We start from the raw sequence: 17,064 nt of genomic DNA, 5'->3' as shown, positions 1-17,064 counted from the left end.
CCAGTGGCTCATTCACCCTCTTATGTCAGCCCCTTCGGGACGTGCTACATAAACTTCGAATGACGCACAAAAAGGTGCCTGCCGTCCAACTGCTGATCATAGCGCTGCTTTATCAGACCCAGGGCGAAACGTCGAGTTAGGCACCGCCTCATTCCTCAACAAAGCCGGGTTTTTAACCCGGCTTTGTTGTATCTGAAGGCTTGTCCGGCTAGCATCCTGTTATCCCCTCGCGACAGAGAGTAATGCGTTGAAACGCTGGCCTGTTTTCCCCCGCTCACTACGACAGTTAGTCATGATGGCCTTTCTGCTGATCCTGCTGCCTTTGCTGGTGCTGGCATGGCAGGCATGGCAGAGTCTGAACGCGCTGAGCGCGCAGGCCGCGCTCACCAACAGAACCACCCTGATTGATGCCCGCCGCAGCGAGGCGATGACCAATGCCGCGCTGGAGATGGAGCGCAGCTACCGGCAATACTGCGTCCTGGATGACAGAACCCTGGCGCGGGTGTATCAGAATCAGCGCAAGCGCTACAGCGAAATGCTCGACGCCCATGCCGGTGTTCTGCCCGACGATAAGCTCTACCAGGCTCTGCGACAGGATATCAATGCTCTGTCTCAGTTACAGTGCCTTAACAGCGGTCCTGACGCGCTGGCCGCACTACGGCTGGAGGCTTTTGCCAGTGCCAATACGGAGATGGTTCAGGCGACCCGGTCAGTGATCTTCTCCCGCGGGCAGCAGCTTCAGCAGGAGATTGCCGAGCGCGGTCAGTTCTTCGGCTGGCAGGCGCTGGTACTATTTCTGGTCAGCCTGCTGCTGGTTCTGCTTTTCACCCGGATGATCATCGGCCCGGTTAAGGGTATTGAGCGAATGATCAATCGCCTGGGGGAAGGGCGCTCGCTGGGCAATACCGTGGTCTTCACCGGCCCGCGCGAATTGCGCTCGGTCGGGCAACGTATCATCTGGCTTTCGGAGCGGCTGTCCTGGCTCGAATCCCAGCGCCACCAGTTTTTACGCCACATTTCTCACGAACTGAAAACACCCCTTGCCAGCATGCGTGAGGGAACCGAACTGCTGGCCGACGAGGTGGCCGGGCCGCTGACACCGGAGCAAAGGGAAATTGTCGAGATCCTTGATGCCAGCAGCCGTAACCTGCAAAAGCTGATTGAACAGCTGCTCGACTACAACCGTAAACTGGCCGACGGCATTCCGGAGCTGGAGCGCGTGGAGCTCGCGCCGCTGGTGGATATGGTGCTCTCTGCCCACAGCCTGCCTGCGCGGGCTAAAATGATGCATACTGAACTGTCGCTGGCGACGCCCGCCTGTTTCGCCGAACCTATGCTGCTGATGAGCGTACTGGATAATCTTTATTCCAATGCGGTGCACTATGGTATTGAATCCGGTACCATTTATGTTCGCAGTTTTACGCGCGGCTCGCGAGTCTGTATCGATGTCGCCAACACCGGAACCCCGATCCCTGACGATGAAAAAGCGATGATCTTTGAACCGTTTTTTCAGGGGAGTCATCAACGAAAAGGGGCGGTTAAGGGAAGCGGCCTGGGGCTGAGTATCGCCCGCGACTGTATTCGTCGTATGCATGGAGAGCTTAATCTTGTCACTGACGACCATACCGATGTGTGCTTTCGCATCGAACTGCCGCTTGAGTCGGAAAAACCACTAAAATGAATCTAAGCCTGGTGAGTATGTCACACGTCTTTTCCCGCGCCATTAACGCGGTATTTTCCGGTCACTCTCTCTTTCTGAGCCTTCCCTGCCTGCTGCTCGCCGGCTGCGTCAACAGTACGCCGACCAGCGCCATCAGCGACAAGCAGGGTGAAAAATTGCCTGAGCATCAGCTGGCGGACTTCTTATCTACCGACTGCAATAATATCTGGCAGCTGCACGGTCAGGAGACCGACAGCAACCCGCTTTACTGGCTGCGCGGCATGGACTGCGCGGATCGCCTCTCACCCGCCGCCGCGCGTGCAGAGGCGCGGGGCCGGACCGATGATACCTGGCAGGAGAGTTTTAAACGCGGGATCCTGCTGGCCAATGCCAAAATTAATCCCGTGGAGCGGCGCCAGTTGACCACCCGGCTGGATGCGCTGAGCCCGCAGATCCCGGCCCAGGTGCGCCCGCTGTATCAGCTGTGGCGACACGGACAGGTGCTGCAGCTGCAGCTGGCGGAGGAGCGTTTCCGCTACGGTAAGCTGCAACAGTCAACCGACGGTGAGCTGGACACCCTGCGCCAGCAGCAGCAGTATCTGCGCGCGCAGCTGGATACCACCACCCGGAAGCTGGAAAACCTGACCGATATTGAACGGCAGCTCTCCACCCGTAAGCCGGTCAGTAATTATCTGCCGGACGCACCGAAGCCTGCGACGTCGCCCACCGGTACCGAAGGTGAGACGACAGAGCCGAACAGCGATGCCCCGAAACAAGAGGACGTAACGCCATGACGAGCCGAAAACCTGCGCATCTTTTGCTGGTGGATGACGATCCTGGTTTGCTGAAGCTGCTGGGCATGCGTCTGGTCAGCGAGGGCTACAGCGTCGTGACTGCCGAAAGCGGCCAGGAAGGACTGAAAGTGCTGGGTCGCGAGAAGATCGATCTGGTTATCAGCGATCTGCGGATGGATGAAATGGACGGCATGCAGCTGTTTACGGAGATCCAGAAGCTCCAGCCCGGTATGCCGGTGATCATTCTCACCGCCCACGGCTCGATCCCCGATGCGGTCGCGGCCACCCAGCAGGGGGTCTTTAGCTTTCTCACCAAGCCGGTGGATAAAGACGCGCTGTACAAAGCTATCGATGATGCGCTGGAGCACGCCGCGCCTTCCGGCGACCAAACCTGGCGAGAGGCGATTGTCACCCGTAGCCCAATCATGCTGCGTCTGCTGGAACAGGCTCGCATGGTGGCGCAGTCCGACGTCAGCGTGCTGATTAACGGCCAGAGCGGCACCGGGAAAGAGATCCTCGCCCAGGCCATTCACAACGCCAGCCCGCGCGGCACAAAAGCTTTTATCGCCATCAACTGCGGGGCGCTGCCCGAACAGCTGCTGGAGTCGGAGCTGTTTGGCCATGCCCGCGGCGCTTTTACCGGCGCGGTCAGCAGTCGGGAAGGGCTGTTCCAGGCGGCGGAAGGCGGCACGCTGTTCCTCGATGAAATTGGTGATATGCCTGCGCCATTGCAGGTTAAGCTGCTGCGCGTGCTGCAGGAGCGCAAAGTCAGGCCGCTCGGCAGTAACCGTGATATTGATATCGACGTGCGCATTATCTCCGCGACTCACCGGGATTTGCCCAAGGCGATGGCGCGCAATGAATTCCGTGAAGATCTCTTCTATCGCCTCAACGTCGTCAACCTCAAGATCCCGGCGCTGGCGGAGCGGGCAGAAGATATTCCGCTGCTGGCCACCCAGCTGCTGCGCCAGTCCGCCGAGCGGCATAAGCCTTTCGTGCGCGCGTTCTCCACCGACGCCATGAAGCGGCTGATGACCGCCAGCTGGCCCGGCAACGTGCGTCAGCTGGTAAACGTGATTGAGCAGTGCGTGGCGCTGACCTCTTCGCCGGTGATCAGCGATGCGCTGGTGGAGCAGGCGCTGGAGGGGGAAAATACCGCCCTGCCAACCTTCGTTGAAGCCCGTAACCAGTTTGAGCTCAACTATCTGCGTAAGTTACTGCAGATCACCAAAGGCAATGTGACCCATGCCGCGCGCATGGCCGGGCGTAATCGCACCGAGTTTTATAAGCTGCTGTCGCGCCATGAGCTGGAAGCCAACGATTTTAAAGAGTGATACCCTAAATTCCGCGTGAATATGATACTGTGAGCAACCGATTACGAGGCAGCTGACAGGCATAAGTTTAAGGACCACCATGAAAAAGATTGATGCGATTATTAAACCTTTCAAACTGGATGATGTACGCGAAGCGCTGGCAGAAGTAGGCATCACCGGTATGACGGTGACAGAGGTGAAAGGCTTTGGTCGTCAGAAGGGCCACACTGAACTCTACCGTGGCGCGGAATACATGGTTGATTTCCTGCCGAAGGTGAAGATTGAAATCGTGGTGTCGGACGACATCGTGGAAACCTGCGTCGATACCATTATCCGCACCGCCCAGACCGGCAAAATCGGTGACGGCAAGATCTTCGTCTTTGACGTCGCGCGCGTGATCCGTATCCGTACCGGCGAAGAAGACGACGCGGCGATTTAATCACGCTTATCGTTTTGCACCCGTAGTCCCGTACAAGCGTCGCGCCGCCGGGCAAAAAAAAGCCCCTCCAGAGAGGGGCTTTTTGCATTACAGCACCTTATGCGGGCCGAAGCACTCGTAGTGAATGTTCTCTTTCTTCACGCCCAGCTCAAGAAGCTGCGCCGCGGCATACTGCATAAACGCCACCGGGCCACACACGTAGAACTGCATCTCCGGCGCGCTGAACAGACCTTCATGCTGGCTTAACGCCATCAGGCCTTCGCTGTCGAAGCGTGCGGCGGTACGGTCATCGTCGGACGGCAGGCGATACCAGGTATGGGCAGTAAAGTGCGGCAGACCGGCAGCAAGGGTTTTCACCTCATCAGAAAACGCATGCACTTCGCCATTCTCTGCGGCGTGGAACCAGTTAACCTGTGCGCCGTGCTGCGCTTTCGCCAGGGTATCCAGCATCGCCAGCATCGGCGTCTGGCCCACACCGGCAGAGATCAGCGTGACCGGGGTGTTGCTGTCAACGGCCATGAAGAAATCGCCCGCCGGCGCGGCCAGATGCACCACATCACCCACGCGGGCTTCGTTATGCAGCCAGGTCGAAACCTGCCCCCCTTCCTCACGTTTCACCGCAATGCGGTAGCGTTTGCCGTCCGGCTTGCGGGTAAGGGAGTACTGGCGGATCTCCTGATGCGGGAAGCCTTCAGGCTTCAGCCACACGCCCAGATACTGGCCTGGCTGGTAATCGGCAACTGGCTGGCCGTCCACCGGCTCGAATTCAAAGCTGGTGATAAGCGCGCTGCGCGGGGTTTTCTCCACGATACGGAAGGCGCGGGTGCCTTCCCAGCCGCCGTTCTTGCTGGCGTTTTCGCTGTAGATTTGCGCTTCGCGGTTGATAAAGACGTTTGCCAGCACGCCGTAGGCTTTGCCCCACGCGTCCAGCACCTCTTGGCCCGGGCTGAACATCTCGTCCAGCGTTGCCAGCAGGTGACCACCAACAATGTTGTACTGCTCCGGTTTGATCTGGAAGCTGGTATGTTTCTGGGCGATTTTTTCCACTGCCGGCAGCAGGGCCGGCAGGTTCTCGATGTTGCTGGCGTAGGCGGCAATAGCGTTAAACAAGGCTTCACGCTGATCGCCGTTACGCTGGTTGCTCATGTTAAAAATCTCTTTGAGCTCCGGATTATGGGCGAACATGCGATCGTAGAAATGGGCGGTGAGTTTAGGACCGGTTTCAACCAGCAGGGGGATAGTGGCCTTCACGGTAGCGATGGTTTGGGCGTCTAACATAGCAACTTCCTTTCATTGTTACTTTAATGATGTATTTTGAATGCATCTTATAAAAAATAACCCTGCGTTGTAAATGGTTCTTTGCAACATGAATTAACTGCATCACAAACCTGAAAAGAAATCCGTTTTGCGCGGCGAGGACGTTATTCCTCAAACCCTTGCGTGGCGGGCAGGTAAACGTTTGCGTAAAATCGTTTGTCAAGACCTGTTATCACTCTGCTAATCAGTTATACTGTTGCCCGTCGTCCATCAGGACTGCCTTTTCAGGCCAAAATTTACTTGTTAGCTGAGTCAGGAGATGCGGATGTTAAAGCGTGAAATGAACATTGCCGATTATGATGCCGAACTGTGGCAGGCTATGGAGCAGGAAAAAGTACGTCAGGAAGAGCACATCGAACTGATCGCCTCCGAAAACTACACCAGCCCGCGCGTAATGCAGGCGCAGGGCTCTCAGCTGACCAACAAATACGCTGAAGGTTACCCGGGCAAGCGCTACTACGGCGGTTGCGAATATGTAGATATCGTTGAACAGCTGGCGATCGATCGTGCTAAAGAGCTGTTTGGCGCTGACTACGCGAACGTGCAGCCGCACTCAGGCTCTCAGGCTAACTTTGCCGTTTACACCGCACTGCTGCAGCCGGGCGATACCGTTCTGGGTATGAACCTGGCGCAGGGCGGCCACCTGACTCACGGCTCCCCGGTTAACTTCTCCGGCAAACTCTACAACATCATCCCTTACGGTATCGATGAGTCCGGTAAAATTGACTACGAAGACATGGCGAAGCAGGCCAAAGAGCACAAGCCGAAGATGATCATCGGCGGTTTCTCGGCCTACTCCGGCATCGTTGACTGGGCAAAAATGCGTGAAATCGCAGACAGCATCGGTGCTTACCTGTTCGTGGACATGGCGCACGTTGCTGGCCTAATCGCCGCAGGCGTCTACCCGAACCCGGTTCCGCACGCGCACGTAGTGACCACTACCACCCACAAAACCCTGGCCGGTCCACGCGGCGGTCTGATCCTGGCGAAAGGTGGTGACGAAGATCTGTATAAAAAGCTGAACTCTGCCGTGTTCCCAAGCGCACAGGGCGGCCCGCTGATGCACGTAATCGCGGCAAAAGCCGTAGCGCTGAAAGAAGCGATGGAGCCAGAGTTTAAGGTTTACCAGCAGCAGGTAGCGAAAAACGCCAAAGCGATGGTGGAAGTGTTCCTGAACCGCGGTTATAAAGTGGTTTCTGGCGGCACTGAAAACCACCTGTTCCTGCTGGATCTGGTAGATAAAAACCTGACCGGTAAAGAAGCTGACGCTGCCCTGGGCCGCGCCAACATCACCGTGAACAAAAACAGCGTACCAAACGATCCGAAGAGCCCGTTCGTGACCTCCGGTATCCGTATCGGTTCTCCGGCTGTCACTCGCCGCGGCTTCAAAGAAGCGGAAGTGAAAGAGCTGGCTGGCTGGATGTGTGACGTGCTGGACAACATCAACGACGAAGCCGTTATCGAACGCGTGAAAGCCAAAGTGCTGGAGATCTGCGCTCGCTTCCCGGTTTACGCATAAGTCTGCCTGGCAGAACAAAAAGGCCGCGTATGCGGCCTTTTTTATGGCTAACGCCTGTCGATAGAAATGGCGCCTGGCCCGGCAACCGCCAGCAGAAGAAACCCGCCAGCAATGCTGATGTTCTTGAAGAAGTTAATCATATTCGGCATCACCGCATCGCCACTCATATCCCAGTAGTGGTGGCCAATCACCGCCGTCCCCAGCGTATAAAAGACAAACAGCACCGCCAGCGGACGGGTAAAGAAGCCGAGCACAATCAGAATGGCGGCAGGGACTTCCATGATTACCGCCACAATGGCGGCCAGCATCGGCATGGGCGCGCCCAGCTTCACCATGTACTGCACCGTACCGTCAAAACCGAACATTTTTGGTACGCCAAAAATAATAAACAGGGCGATAAGGGCGAGGCGGGCAATCAACAGGATCAGCGCCCGGGACTGACCGAAATCGAAATACCGTAGTGTGTTCATGGCAGGCTCGTTTTGGGTGGGATTTATCTTAAAGCTAATACACAAAATGCCGGCCCGCCATGGCGTTTAACTCTATAAATCAGCCATCAGAATGATTTAAATTTTCGAAATTTCAGCAGGTTTCCTGTTAGCCTTCCGCCAGCGCATCTTCAACGAACAGATAGCCGATGCCGATAATTTGCTGCTGCCGGGTCAGGCCGCCAAAGGCGATTTCCGTCTGGCGGTTACGTACCGCGTCGCCGTGATCGAAGGGGGTAAAACCAATCTGACGATTGATGGTCTGCAGCCAGCGTTCGCCAAAGGCGCAGCTGCGGCCATAAAACCAGATTTGATTGATATTGAGAATATTGAGCAGGTTGTAGAGCGTCAGTCCGATAGCGTTTGCGGCCTCGTCTGCCCAGCGCTGAATGGGGACATTACCCTGGCGCCAGGCGTCGATCAGCTGCAGGCTGGTGAGCGAGTCCGGGTCAAGGCTCAGGGTGCCGGGCTGGGATTTCAGCCATAAACGCGCCTGTTTTTTCAGGGCGGATAAAGAAGCGACCGTTTCCAGACAACCGTATCGCCCGCAGGCACAGGCCACACCGTCACGATCGAAAATGGTGTGGCCGATTTGCCCGCTGCCGTTGAGCGTTCCGCGATAGATCTGCCCGTTAATGACGAACGACGAGCCAATCCCGTAATCCACGTTAATCACGCAAAAATCGTCGCGGTTGGCCGGGTTTTGCCACTTCTCCGCCAGCGCCAGCATCACGCAATCATTATCCACCCTCACCGTGATGCCCAGCTTCTCTTCCAGCAGGTACTTAATCTCAATCGGTTTTTTCCACGGAGCCTGAGGCATGATCTGTGAAACGCCGGTGGCGGTATCGACCTGGCCGTGGATCCCCAGCGCCAGATTGATGCGCTGCCCCGGCCACCGTTTGCGCTGTTGCTGCCACAGAGTTTCAATAGCCTGCAACAGTGCCTCGGGCGTTTGGGCGTTGACGTCGGTCCAGCAAAACTCGCCCAACGGCGACATGCGGGCGTCGATCAGCTGGCTCTCAATGCTGGTGGGGCTGACATTCATGCAAAGTATTAGTGGCCCATCATCCGGGATTTGATAATGCCCGCTGTTCATCCCCCGGGTGCTGAGATTTTCACGAGAATGCCCCAGTTTTTTGTCCGCCACAAGCTCATCCAGAATTTTACTCACTGCCGGGATAGAGAGCCCGGTGTGCTGGGCCAGCTGCGATTTGCTCAGGCGCTTGTAGCGCCAGACCAGCGACATTATGGTGCGGCGGTTGTGCTGTCGCACCCTGGTGTTGTTCAGACCGGATACCTGCATTCACTAAACTCCGTTAATTGTATTGCGTGAGCATTACGCAATCAGCGCGCCGAATTCCTCTCTACACTGCCATCTTATCGCTTTTTACTGTTATTTGTTTACTGGAGAGTGAATATGTCTGGAGCAGTGAAGGTCTGGCGGGAGACGGTTGCATTACCGACGTGGACCACCGGCGCAGAAGATACCAACCCGATGTTCCTGGAAAAACGCGTCTACCAGGGCTCCTCTGGCGCGGTCTACCCTTATGGCGTGACGGATACCCTGACCGGCGTTCGTGAAATTCGCGATTACCATGCGGTGTGGATGGAAAATGACTTCATCCGCATTATGCTGCTGCCGGAGCTGGGCGGACGTATTCATCGGGCATATGACAAAGTCCAGCAGCGTGATTTCGTTTACTACAACGAAGTGGTGAAACCGGCGCTGGTAGGCCTGCTGGGGCCATGGATATCCGGCGGAATCGAGTTTAACTGGCCGCAGCACCACCGCCCGACCACCTTTATGCCTGTCGACGTCACTTTCAGCCAGCAGGATAACGGGGTGCAAACCGTCTGGATGGGAGAGGCCGAGCCGATGCGCGGCCTGCAGGTGATGACCGGGTTTACGCTCTACCCTGACCGGGCGTTGATTGAGATCACCGGCAAAGTCTTCAACGGCAACGCCACGCCGCGCCACTTCCTGTGGTGGGCGAACCCGGCGGTGAAGGGCGGGGACGATCACCAGAGCGTCTTCCCGCCGGACGTCACGGCGGTGTTTGACCACGGCAAGCGCGCGGTCTCGGCCTTCCCCATCGCCACCGGCACCTACTATAAGGTCGATTACTCGGCGGGGGTGGATATCTCCCGCTACAAAAACGTGCCCGTTCCCACCTCGTACATGGCGGAAAAATCAGACTACGATTTTGTCGGGGCATACCACCACGGCGAGCGGGGCGGTCTGCTGCACGTGGCCGATCACCACGTTTCTCCGGGTAAAAAACAGTGGAGCTGGGGCCATGACGATTTTGGCCGCGCCTGGGATCGCAATCTGACCGATGAAAACGGCCCCTATATTGAGCTGATGACCGGGATCTTTACCGATAATCAGCCGGATTTCACCTGGCTTGCGCCATACGAAGAGAAGATCTTCGTGCAGAATTTCCTGCCATACAGCGAGCTGGGGCAGGTGCAGAACGCCAGCACACGGCTGGCGCTGCAGCTTGAGCGCCGCGAGCAGCAGCTTCACCTTGGTGTTTACGCCATCGCACCGCTTCAGGCCGTGCGTCTTGAACTGACCGCTGACGATAAACCGGTCTGGGAAACGCAGCTGACCCTGATGCCGGGCGAAAGCTGGCAGCAGGCGCTGCCGGATAGCTGGCCGCAGCGCCTGACGCTCAGGGTAAAAGATGCCTCGGGCCGTACGCTGCTGCACTATCTGGAGCATATCCCGCAGGAAACCCCGCTGCCGGATCCGGCCACCGCGCCAGCGATGCCGGAGGAGATCGATAACAGCGACGAGCTCTATTTTATCGGGCAGCATCTGGAGCAGTACAATCACGCCAGCCGCTACGCGGAGGATTACTACCGCCGGGCGCTGGCGCTGGATGCCAACGACTATCGCAATAACGTGGCGCTGGGGACGCTGGCCCTCAACCGTGCCGACTGGGCGCAGGCCCAGCGCTGCGCCGAAGCCGCGCTGGTTCGCGCGCACCGACTGAACAAGAACCCGCGCGACGGGGAAGCCAGCCAGCTGCTGGCGACGGCGCTGGAGCGGCAGGGTCTGGATGACGAGGCCTGGGATCACTACTACAAAGCCTCGTGGAGTGGAAACTGCCGCGACGCGGCGTTCTGGTCTCTGGCGCGGCTGGCGATGAAGCGCGGAAATGTTGCCGATGCGCTGGAAAAAGTCGATATCAGCCTCGGGATCAATGCCAGCAACAATCTGGCGATGGGGCTCAAGGCCCTCGCACTGGCAGAGGTTGAGGGCGAAGGTACTGCGCTGGACTACATTGAGCGCTGCCTGCAAACCCACCCGCTCAGCTACGCTCTGCACTATGCACGCTGGGCAATCAGCCGGGAGGAGACTGCGCGAGATAAGCTGCTGCAGGTAACCGGTCGACGCGGGGCCAATGCCTGCCTGCTGGCGGGCTGGCTGACCTCGATGGGCATGCGCGACGCCACCCGCGAGATGCTGGATCTGCTCGACAGCCAGGAGACGTTGCCTCAGCTGTGGCGGGCAGCGTTAAGCGACGAGCCAGCCACCCGCGCGTGCTATATCGCTGCGGCGCGGCGCTGTGAGGCCAACCGGGTACGTTTCCCGAACGCTCTTGATGAAGTGCAGATGCTGCAAACCCTGCAGGACGATCCCTTTGCCCGCTATCTGCTGGGCTGCTTCTGGTACAGCAAACGCCGCTATGACGATGCGGTGATGTGCTGGCAGACTACCCTGAAGCAGGAGCCGCAGTTTGCCCCCGCGCATCGTCTGCTCGGGATCCACGCCTGGAATAAACAGCGCAACCTCAAGCAGGCGGAGCAGTATCTGCAACGCGCCGTAGCGCTGGAGCCGGATAATCCGCGTTTCCTGTTCGAGCTTGATTACCTCAATAAGCTCAGCGGACAGCCGGTGGCGAAACGCCTTGCCATGCTCACCGACCGGGAAAACGTGGCGCTTAAACGCGATGACCTGACGGCCGAGCTGTTGAGCTTATGGAACTGTTCCGGGCGCTACAGCGCGGCGGCGCAGGTGCTCGCGGAGCGTCAGTTCCATCCGTGGGAGGGCGGTGAAGGCAAAGTGACCGGCCAGTATCTGCTGAACCAACAGCATCGCGCTCTGCAGCATATGAGCCGCGGGGAGTTTCGCGAGGCGATGGCGCTGTTGCAGGCGGCGCTGCACTACCCGCATAACCTCGGGGAGGGGCGTCTGCCGGGGCAAACCGACAACGATATCTGGTATCTGCTGGGATATTGTCACGCCCGCAGTGATGCGCCTGCCGACGCGCAGCGCTGCTTTGCCCGTGCGGCACAGGGTGGATCAACGCTCGATGCCGGTCGCTACTACAACGATCAGCCGGCTGATTATCTGTTCTGGCAGGGGATGGCGCTGCGCCAGCTGGGTGACCGCGCGGGTGCGGATCGCCACTTCCAGGGTTTCCTTGCCTGGGTGCAGGCCCATCGCGACGATGTACCAGAAGCGGATTTCTTTGCGGTTTCGCTCCCGGATCTGGTGGTGCTGGATATCCCGGCCGGCCATCAACACCAGCAGCATTGCCTGTTCATTGAGGCGCTGGGCTATGCAGGACTGGGCGACATCGCGGCCTGCAAACGCCAGCTGAGTGCCTTGCTGGCGCTGCATCCGGCCCATGACAAAGCGCATCTGATTCAGCATGCGCAGGCCGCAGGCATGTTCAATTAACGACCTCGCAGGTGGGGAAACCCACCTGTTAACCCTATGTACCCTGCGTTTCCCTTACAGAGGAATCAACATGAATAATAGCGCGCAGACACAACTGAAAATGGGCTACGTCTGGACCATCTGTCTGGTCGCCGCCTGTGGCGGACTCCTGTTCGGCTACGACTGGGTGGTGATTGGCGGGGCTAAGCCCTTTTATGAGGCGTGGTTCTCGATTACCGACCCGGCGCAGTCCGGCTGGGCGATGAGTTCCGCGCTGGTGGGCTGTATCTTCGGGGCCCTGATCTCTGGCTGGTGTGCCGATAAATTTGGCCGTAAGCGTCCGCTTATCCTCTCGGCGGTGCTGTTCAGCGCCTCGGCGTGGGGCACGGCGGTGGCCAGCAGTTTTGATATGTTCGTGGTATATCGCATTGTCGGCGGGGTGGGGATCGGTCTTGCCTCCGCGCTCAGCCCGCTCTATATCGCCGAAGTCAGCCCGGCTGAAAAGCGTGGCCGCTTTGTGGCCATCAACCAGCTGACCATCGTGGTAGGTGTGCTGGCGGCGCAGCTGATCAACCTGATGATCGCCGAGCCGGTGGCGGCTGGCGCCACGCAGGAGACCATCGTACAGACCTGGAATGGACAGACCGGCTGGCGCTGGATGTTTGGCGCGGAGCTGGTTCCGGCCCTGGCCTTCCTGGTGCTGATGTTCTTTGTACCGGAGTCTCCGCGCTGGCTGATGAAAGCCGGTAAGCCAGAGCGTGCCCGCGCCATGCTGGAGCGTATCGGCACAGCGGCGTATGCCAGCCAGACCTTAAAAGAGATCGCTCATACCCTGGAAAAAGACACCCAGAAGGTGGCGTACTCCACGCTCCTGCAACCGCAGGTTAAACCGCTCGTCATCATCGGCATGGTGCTGGCGATGTTCCAGCAGTGGTGCGGGATCAACGTGATCTTCAACTATGCCCAGGAGATCTTCGCCTCCGCCGGGTTTGACATCAACGACACCCTGAAATCGATTGTGGCGACCGGTATCATTAATCTGGTCTTCACCCTGGCGGCGCTGCCGCTGGTGGATAAAATTGGCCGCCGCAAGCTGATGCTGCTGGGCGCGTCGGGCTTAACCATTATCTACCTGCTGATTGCCAGCGCCTATGCGATGAACATCATGGGCTGGCCGGTTCTGCTGCTGGTGCTGGCGGCTATTGCCATCTATGCCGTGACGCTGGCGCCGGTTACCTGGGTGTTGCTGTCGGAGATCTTCCCCAACCGCGTGCGTGGCCTGGCGATGTCTGTCGGCACCCTGGCGCTGTGGATCGCCTGCTTCCTCCTGACCTACACCTTCCCGCTGCTCAATGCCGGGCTGGGTGCGGCGGGCAGCTTCCTGCTTTACGGCGTGATCTGTGCGGCGGGCTATCTCTACATTTTACGTAAGGTGCCGGAAACCAAAGGCGTAACCCTGGAGGCGCTGGAGGAGCAACTGGAGAAGCAGCACGGTAAAGTGGCACCTGCGGCGAATGCCGGGCGCGCCCACTGATGGACTCACTGTTGCTTCAAAACGCGCATCTGCGGATGCGCGTTAACCCGCAGGGGGGCGGGTTACAGGAGCTCTTTTCCCTGGTCTGCGGGCAGCCGGTGTTATGGGATGGCGGCGACAGCGCGCTGTTTCCGATGCTGCCGCTGGCTAACCGGGTGGCGGGCAATCGCTTTGCGTTTCAGGGGCGGGAGATAGCCCTGCCGCAAAGCCCGGTGGATGAACGCTTCTTCCTGCACGGTGATGGCTGGCAGTCGCGCTGGCAGGTGGCTTCGCATTCGGACACGACGTGTATCCTTACCTTGCGCAGCCGGCATCGCTGCGGCTTTGATTATCAGGCTGAACTGCGGTATCAACTGCGCGAGCATGTACTGCATGCGGAACTGATGCTCACCCATCTCGGTCAGGCGCCGATGCTGTATGGCCTGGGCTTTCACCCATGGTTCTGTTTTGACGCACGCAGCCGTCTGCACTTTTCAGCCAGCGGCTACTGGCCGGAAGGTGAGCACCATTTACCCCTGGCGTGGCAGAGTGATATCCCGGCGGATATCGACTTCAGCACGCCACGGCATGGCGGGGATCGCTGGCTGAACGTCGGCTATTCCGGCTGGAACGGAGCGGCGAGAATAGAACGTGATGTGATGAGTATCACAATTACAGCGCAAACTCCGTGGCTGATGCTGTTCAGAATGTCGGATAAACCCTTCTTATGCCTCGAGCCCCAGAGCCATCCGGTCAACGCCCATAATATGGCCGGGCAGCCAGGGCTGGTGGCGTTAGGTCAGGGCGAGCGCAGCCATTTTGCCATGGCGATCGCCGTCGAAAGCGCCGTCCAGAGCTGTTAATCAGCTGTTAATACCCGCTTGCGCCAGCCTGTTTTTACCGCCAGACTATCGCCTCCAAAACGGGAGGGATTCATGGTTTTGCATTCCACGCGCTGGCTGGCGCTCAGCTACTTCACCTATTTTTTCAGCTACGGTATTTTTCTGCCTTTCTGGAGCGTCTGGCTCAAGGGAATCGGCCTCACGCCAGAGATGATTGGCCTCCTGCTGGGCTCGGGCCTGGTGGCCCGTTTTCTCGGTAGCCTGCTTATTGCGCCGCGCGTCAGCGATCCTTCACTGTTAATCAAAGCTGTGCGCGTACTGGCGCTGCTCACCCTGGTATTTATGGCGGGCTTCTGGGTGAGCCAGCAGTTTGCCTGGCTGATGGTGGTGATGGTGGGCTTTAACCTCTTCTTTTCGCCGCTGGTCCCGCTGACCGACGCCCTCGCTAACACCTGGCAAAAGCAGATCACCATGGACTATGGCCGGGTGCGGCTGTGGGGCTCAATTGCCTTTGTGATCGGCTCGGCGCTGGTGGGTAAGCTGGTCAGCCTGTATGACTACCGGGCGATTCTGGCGCTGTTGAGCGTGGGGATCCTGTCGATGCTGCTCGGCATGCTGTTGCGGCCCTCGGTGATGCCGCAGGGGGAGAGCCGTCATCAGGAGAGCGCGGGCTGGCCGGCCTGGCGCTCGCTGGTCGCCCAGAGCTGGCGTTTTCTGGCCTGCGTGTGTCTGTTGCAGGGGGCCCATGCCGCTTACTATGGCTTCAGCGCCATCTACTGGCAGGGGGCAGGGTATTCGGCGTCTGCCGTCGGCTACCTCTGGTCGCTGGGGGTAGTGGCAGAAGTGATTATCTTTGCCCTCAGCAACAGGCTGTTCCGCCGCTTTAGCGCCCGGGATCTGCTGCTGTTGTCGGCCGTCTGCGGCATTGTGCGCTGGGGGCTGATGGGCTGGACCACGGAGCTGCCGTGGCTGATTGTCGCCCAGATCCTCCACTGCGGCACGTTCACGGTGTGTCACCTTGCGGCGATGCGCTATATCGCGGCGCGCGAAGGCAGCGACGTGATCCGCCTCCAGGCCGTCTACTCCGCCGTGGCGATGGGGGGCAGCATTGCAATCATGACGGTGTTTGCCGGCTTCCTCTACCAGCATCTCGGTCACGGGGTCTTCTGGGTGATGGCGCTGGTGGCGCTGCCCGCGGTGCTGCTGCGTCCGCGGATCGCAGCGCGCTAAGATTCCAGCATGGCGCGAATATGTTCCTGCTGCTGCGCATTCAGTTCCTCAACGGCATGAATGAGCGGCGGCGAGAACAGCGGCAGGGCAGTGGTGTAGGGTGTGACCACCAGAGCCGCTTCGCGCGGGGCTCCGTCCTTCTGAAAAGACTGTAACGTCACATAGCGAATGTTCAGCGGCAGCAGGGTCAGCTCCCGCAGCTGCTGTTCAATCAGCTCCTCGCACGCCTTATCCTCTCCGGTCAGTAACACCACCTGTTTTTCGTGCAGATCGCTCTCCTGCATCAACCAGGCGCCAAAGATAACGGCCACCAGGCTTGCCTCCTCCTCGGAGAATCGCAGGCCGAACTCGGCTTCCAGCTCAAACAGCACTTCCCGGGTGGTGCGCATCAGGCGCGGATAGAGGCGGTGGATCTCCTCCGGCAGGCTGTTGTCGATGCCAATGCCAAAAAGCGAGCGGTCCAGCGCCTGGGCAAGGTGAATATAGAGCTGATCGGTAAGCCCCTGCTCGTCACTGAAATGCATCCCCGTCTGGGCACGAAAGCGATCGATCATCCGGATAATGGCGTGGCGCAGGCGCTCATCCTGCTGGTGCGCATCGCGCAGCGGATCGGGCGTACGCAGCATCATAAACAGCAGGGCCAGAAACAGTTGTTCATCAGCGTGGGGCACCTGCACCACGCGGCGCTGCCAGTGGCGCACGATTTCCTGCGCCATCAGATATTCGTTACGCGACTGGGTCCAGTTACGTTGAACCACACTAAACTGCGGCGTCTGACCCAGATGGTGCTGGAGCAGGCAGTACTGGAGATAAAGCTGTAAAAACTGCGCGTCGCGGCTTTCAAACTGGCGTTGCAGGCGGCGCGAGCAAAAATTAATCAGCGCTCGCAGGTTGGTATCGTCATATAACGTGCGGGCGATGCCGAGCTGCTTTAGCGCGATCTTCAGAGATGGGGTAAACTGCTGCGCGATGAAGTGAGGGCAGAGGCGTAGCGCCCGGCGCAACCAGTGCAGCAGGCATAAGCGTTGATTAAGGTGGCTACCTTCCAGCAGGTAGCAGCCATCATGCTGTGTCGCAATGTCGAGCTGGTGATAGCGCTGGATCTCCATGCGCATCTCGGCGATATCCTGCTGGCAGAGGGCATCATCAACACCATTGATTTCACCGATGCGTTGCAGGGTGGCGCGAAAGCCTGGCACATAGAGCATCAACAGAACCTGACAGCGGCGCTGCGAACTGGAAAGTGCAGATGGCATTTCGAGAGTCGTCATCAT

The 17,064-nt window shown here is 58.6% G+C and carries 13 protein-coding genes; 9 read left to right on the top strand and 4 right to left on the bottom strand.

The features are described 5' to 3' along the window. Positions 1-247 precede the first annotated feature (247 nt). The 4 genes from qseE (at position 248) to glnB (ending at position 4,206) form a co-directional block, all read left to right on the top strand. Positions 248-1,681, top strand: a complete 1,434-nt coding sequence (gene qseE, locus MXM41_RS07215; protein ID WP_325930767.1) for a two component system sensor histidine kinase QseE/GlrK — start codon at positions 248-250, stop codon at positions 1,679-1,681. Continuing rightward, positions 1,678-2,454, top strand: coding sequence for a two-component system QseEF-associated lipoprotein QseG (gene qseG, locus MXM41_RS07210; RefSeq protein WP_325930766.1), 777 nt, complete (start codon positions 1,678-1,680; stop codon positions 2,452-2,454). The genes qseE and qseG overlap by 4 nt, the downstream gene beginning before the upstream one ends. Beyond that, positions 2,451-3,788, top strand: coding sequence for a two-component system response regulator GlrR (gene glrR, locus MXM41_RS07205; protein ID WP_325930764.1), 1,338 nt, complete (start codon positions 2,451-2,453; stop codon positions 3,786-3,788). The genes qseG and glrR overlap by 4 nt, the downstream gene beginning before the upstream one ends. 79 nt (positions 3,789-3,867) lie before the next feature. Beyond that, positions 3,868-4,206, top strand: coding sequence for a nitrogen regulatory protein P-II (gene glnB, locus MXM41_RS07200; protein ID WP_032613150.1), 339 nt, complete (start codon positions 3,868-3,870; stop codon positions 4,204-4,206). Between the two features lie 87 nt (positions 4,207-4,293). Here the strand turns inward: glnB and hmpA are convergent, their stop codons facing one another. Then, positions 4,294-5,484 (bottom strand): NO-inducible flavohemoprotein, encoded by a 1,191-nt coding sequence (hmpA, locus tag MXM41_RS07195; protein ID WP_325930761.1) that lies wholly within the window; start codon positions 5,482-5,484, stop codon positions 4,294-4,296. A gap of 304 nt (positions 5,485-5,788) precedes the next feature. Here hmpA and glyA point away from each other — a divergent pair, with 304 nt between their 5' ends. After that, entirely contained in the window at positions 5,789-7,042 is a 1,254-nt protein-coding gene (gene glyA / locus MXM41_RS07190) for a serine hydroxymethyltransferase (RefSeq protein ID WP_325930759.1), read from the top strand. A gap of 47 nt (positions 7,043-7,089) precedes the next feature. On the opposite strand, the gene MXM41_RS07185 is transcribed toward glyA, so the two are convergent. Both MXM41_RS07185 and MXM41_RS07180 read right to left on the bottom strand, forming a co-directional pair. After that, positions 7,090-7,512 carry a DoxX family protein gene (locus MXM41_RS07185; RefSeq protein WP_325930757.1) on the bottom strand — a complete coding sequence of 141 codons (423 nt, stop codon included), beginning with the start codon at positions 7,510-7,512 and terminating at the stop codon, positions 7,090-7,092. A 127-nt stretch (positions 7,513-7,639) separates the two neighbouring features. Then, positions 7,640-8,836 (bottom strand): ROK family protein, encoded by a 1,197-nt coding sequence (locus MXM41_RS07180; RefSeq protein WP_325930756.1) that lies wholly within the window; start codon positions 8,834-8,836, stop codon positions 7,640-7,642. A 114-nt stretch (positions 8,837-8,950) separates the two neighbouring features. Here MXM41_RS07180 and MXM41_RS07175 point away from each other — a divergent pair, with 114 nt between their 5' ends. The 4 genes from MXM41_RS07175 (at position 8,951) to MXM41_RS07160 (ending at position 15,790) form a co-directional block, all read left to right on the top strand. Beyond that, positions 8,951-12,226, top strand: coding sequence for a DUF5107 domain-containing protein (locus tag MXM41_RS07175; RefSeq protein ID WP_325930755.1), 3,276 nt, complete (start codon positions 8,951-8,953; stop codon positions 12,224-12,226). Between the two features lie 70 nt (positions 12,227-12,296). Beyond that, positions 12,297-13,739, top strand: a complete 1,443-nt coding sequence (locus MXM41_RS07170) for a sugar porter family MFS transporter (protein ID WP_325930753.1) — start codon at positions 12,297-12,299, stop codon at positions 13,737-13,739. Continuing rightward, the gene (locus tag MXM41_RS07165) at positions 13,736-14,581 is read left to right on the top strand and encodes an aldose 1-epimerase (RefSeq protein WP_325930878.1); all 846 of its coding nucleotides are present in this window, start codon (positions 13,736-13,738) and stop codon (positions 14,579-14,581) included. Before MXM41_RS07170 ends, MXM41_RS07165 begins: the two co-directional genes overlap by 4 nt. Positions 14,582-14,653: 72 nt before the next feature. Beyond that, a complete protein-coding gene (locus MXM41_RS07160; RefSeq protein ID WP_325930751.1) occupies positions 14,654-15,790 on the top strand; it encodes a 3-phenylpropionate MFS transporter in 1,137 nt (378 codons plus the stop codon). Here the strand turns inward: MXM41_RS07160 and csiE are convergent. After that, positions 15,787-17,064 (bottom strand): stationary phase inducible protein CsiE, encoded by a 1,278-nt coding sequence (csiE, locus tag MXM41_RS07155; RefSeq protein WP_325930750.1) that lies wholly within the window; start codon positions 17,062-17,064, stop codon positions 15,787-15,789. The two genes, MXM41_RS07160 and csiE, sit on opposite strands and share 4 nt — an antisense overlap.

It is taken from the genome of Leclercia adecarboxylata, assembly GCF_035787115.1.
GTDB lineage: Bacteria > Pseudomonadota > Gammaproteobacteria > Enterobacterales > Enterobacteriaceae > Enterobacter > Enterobacter adecarboxylatus_E.
The sequence above is the reverse complement of the archived record's forward strand: the minus strand, read 5'-3'. Positions and strand labels throughout refer to the sequence as shown.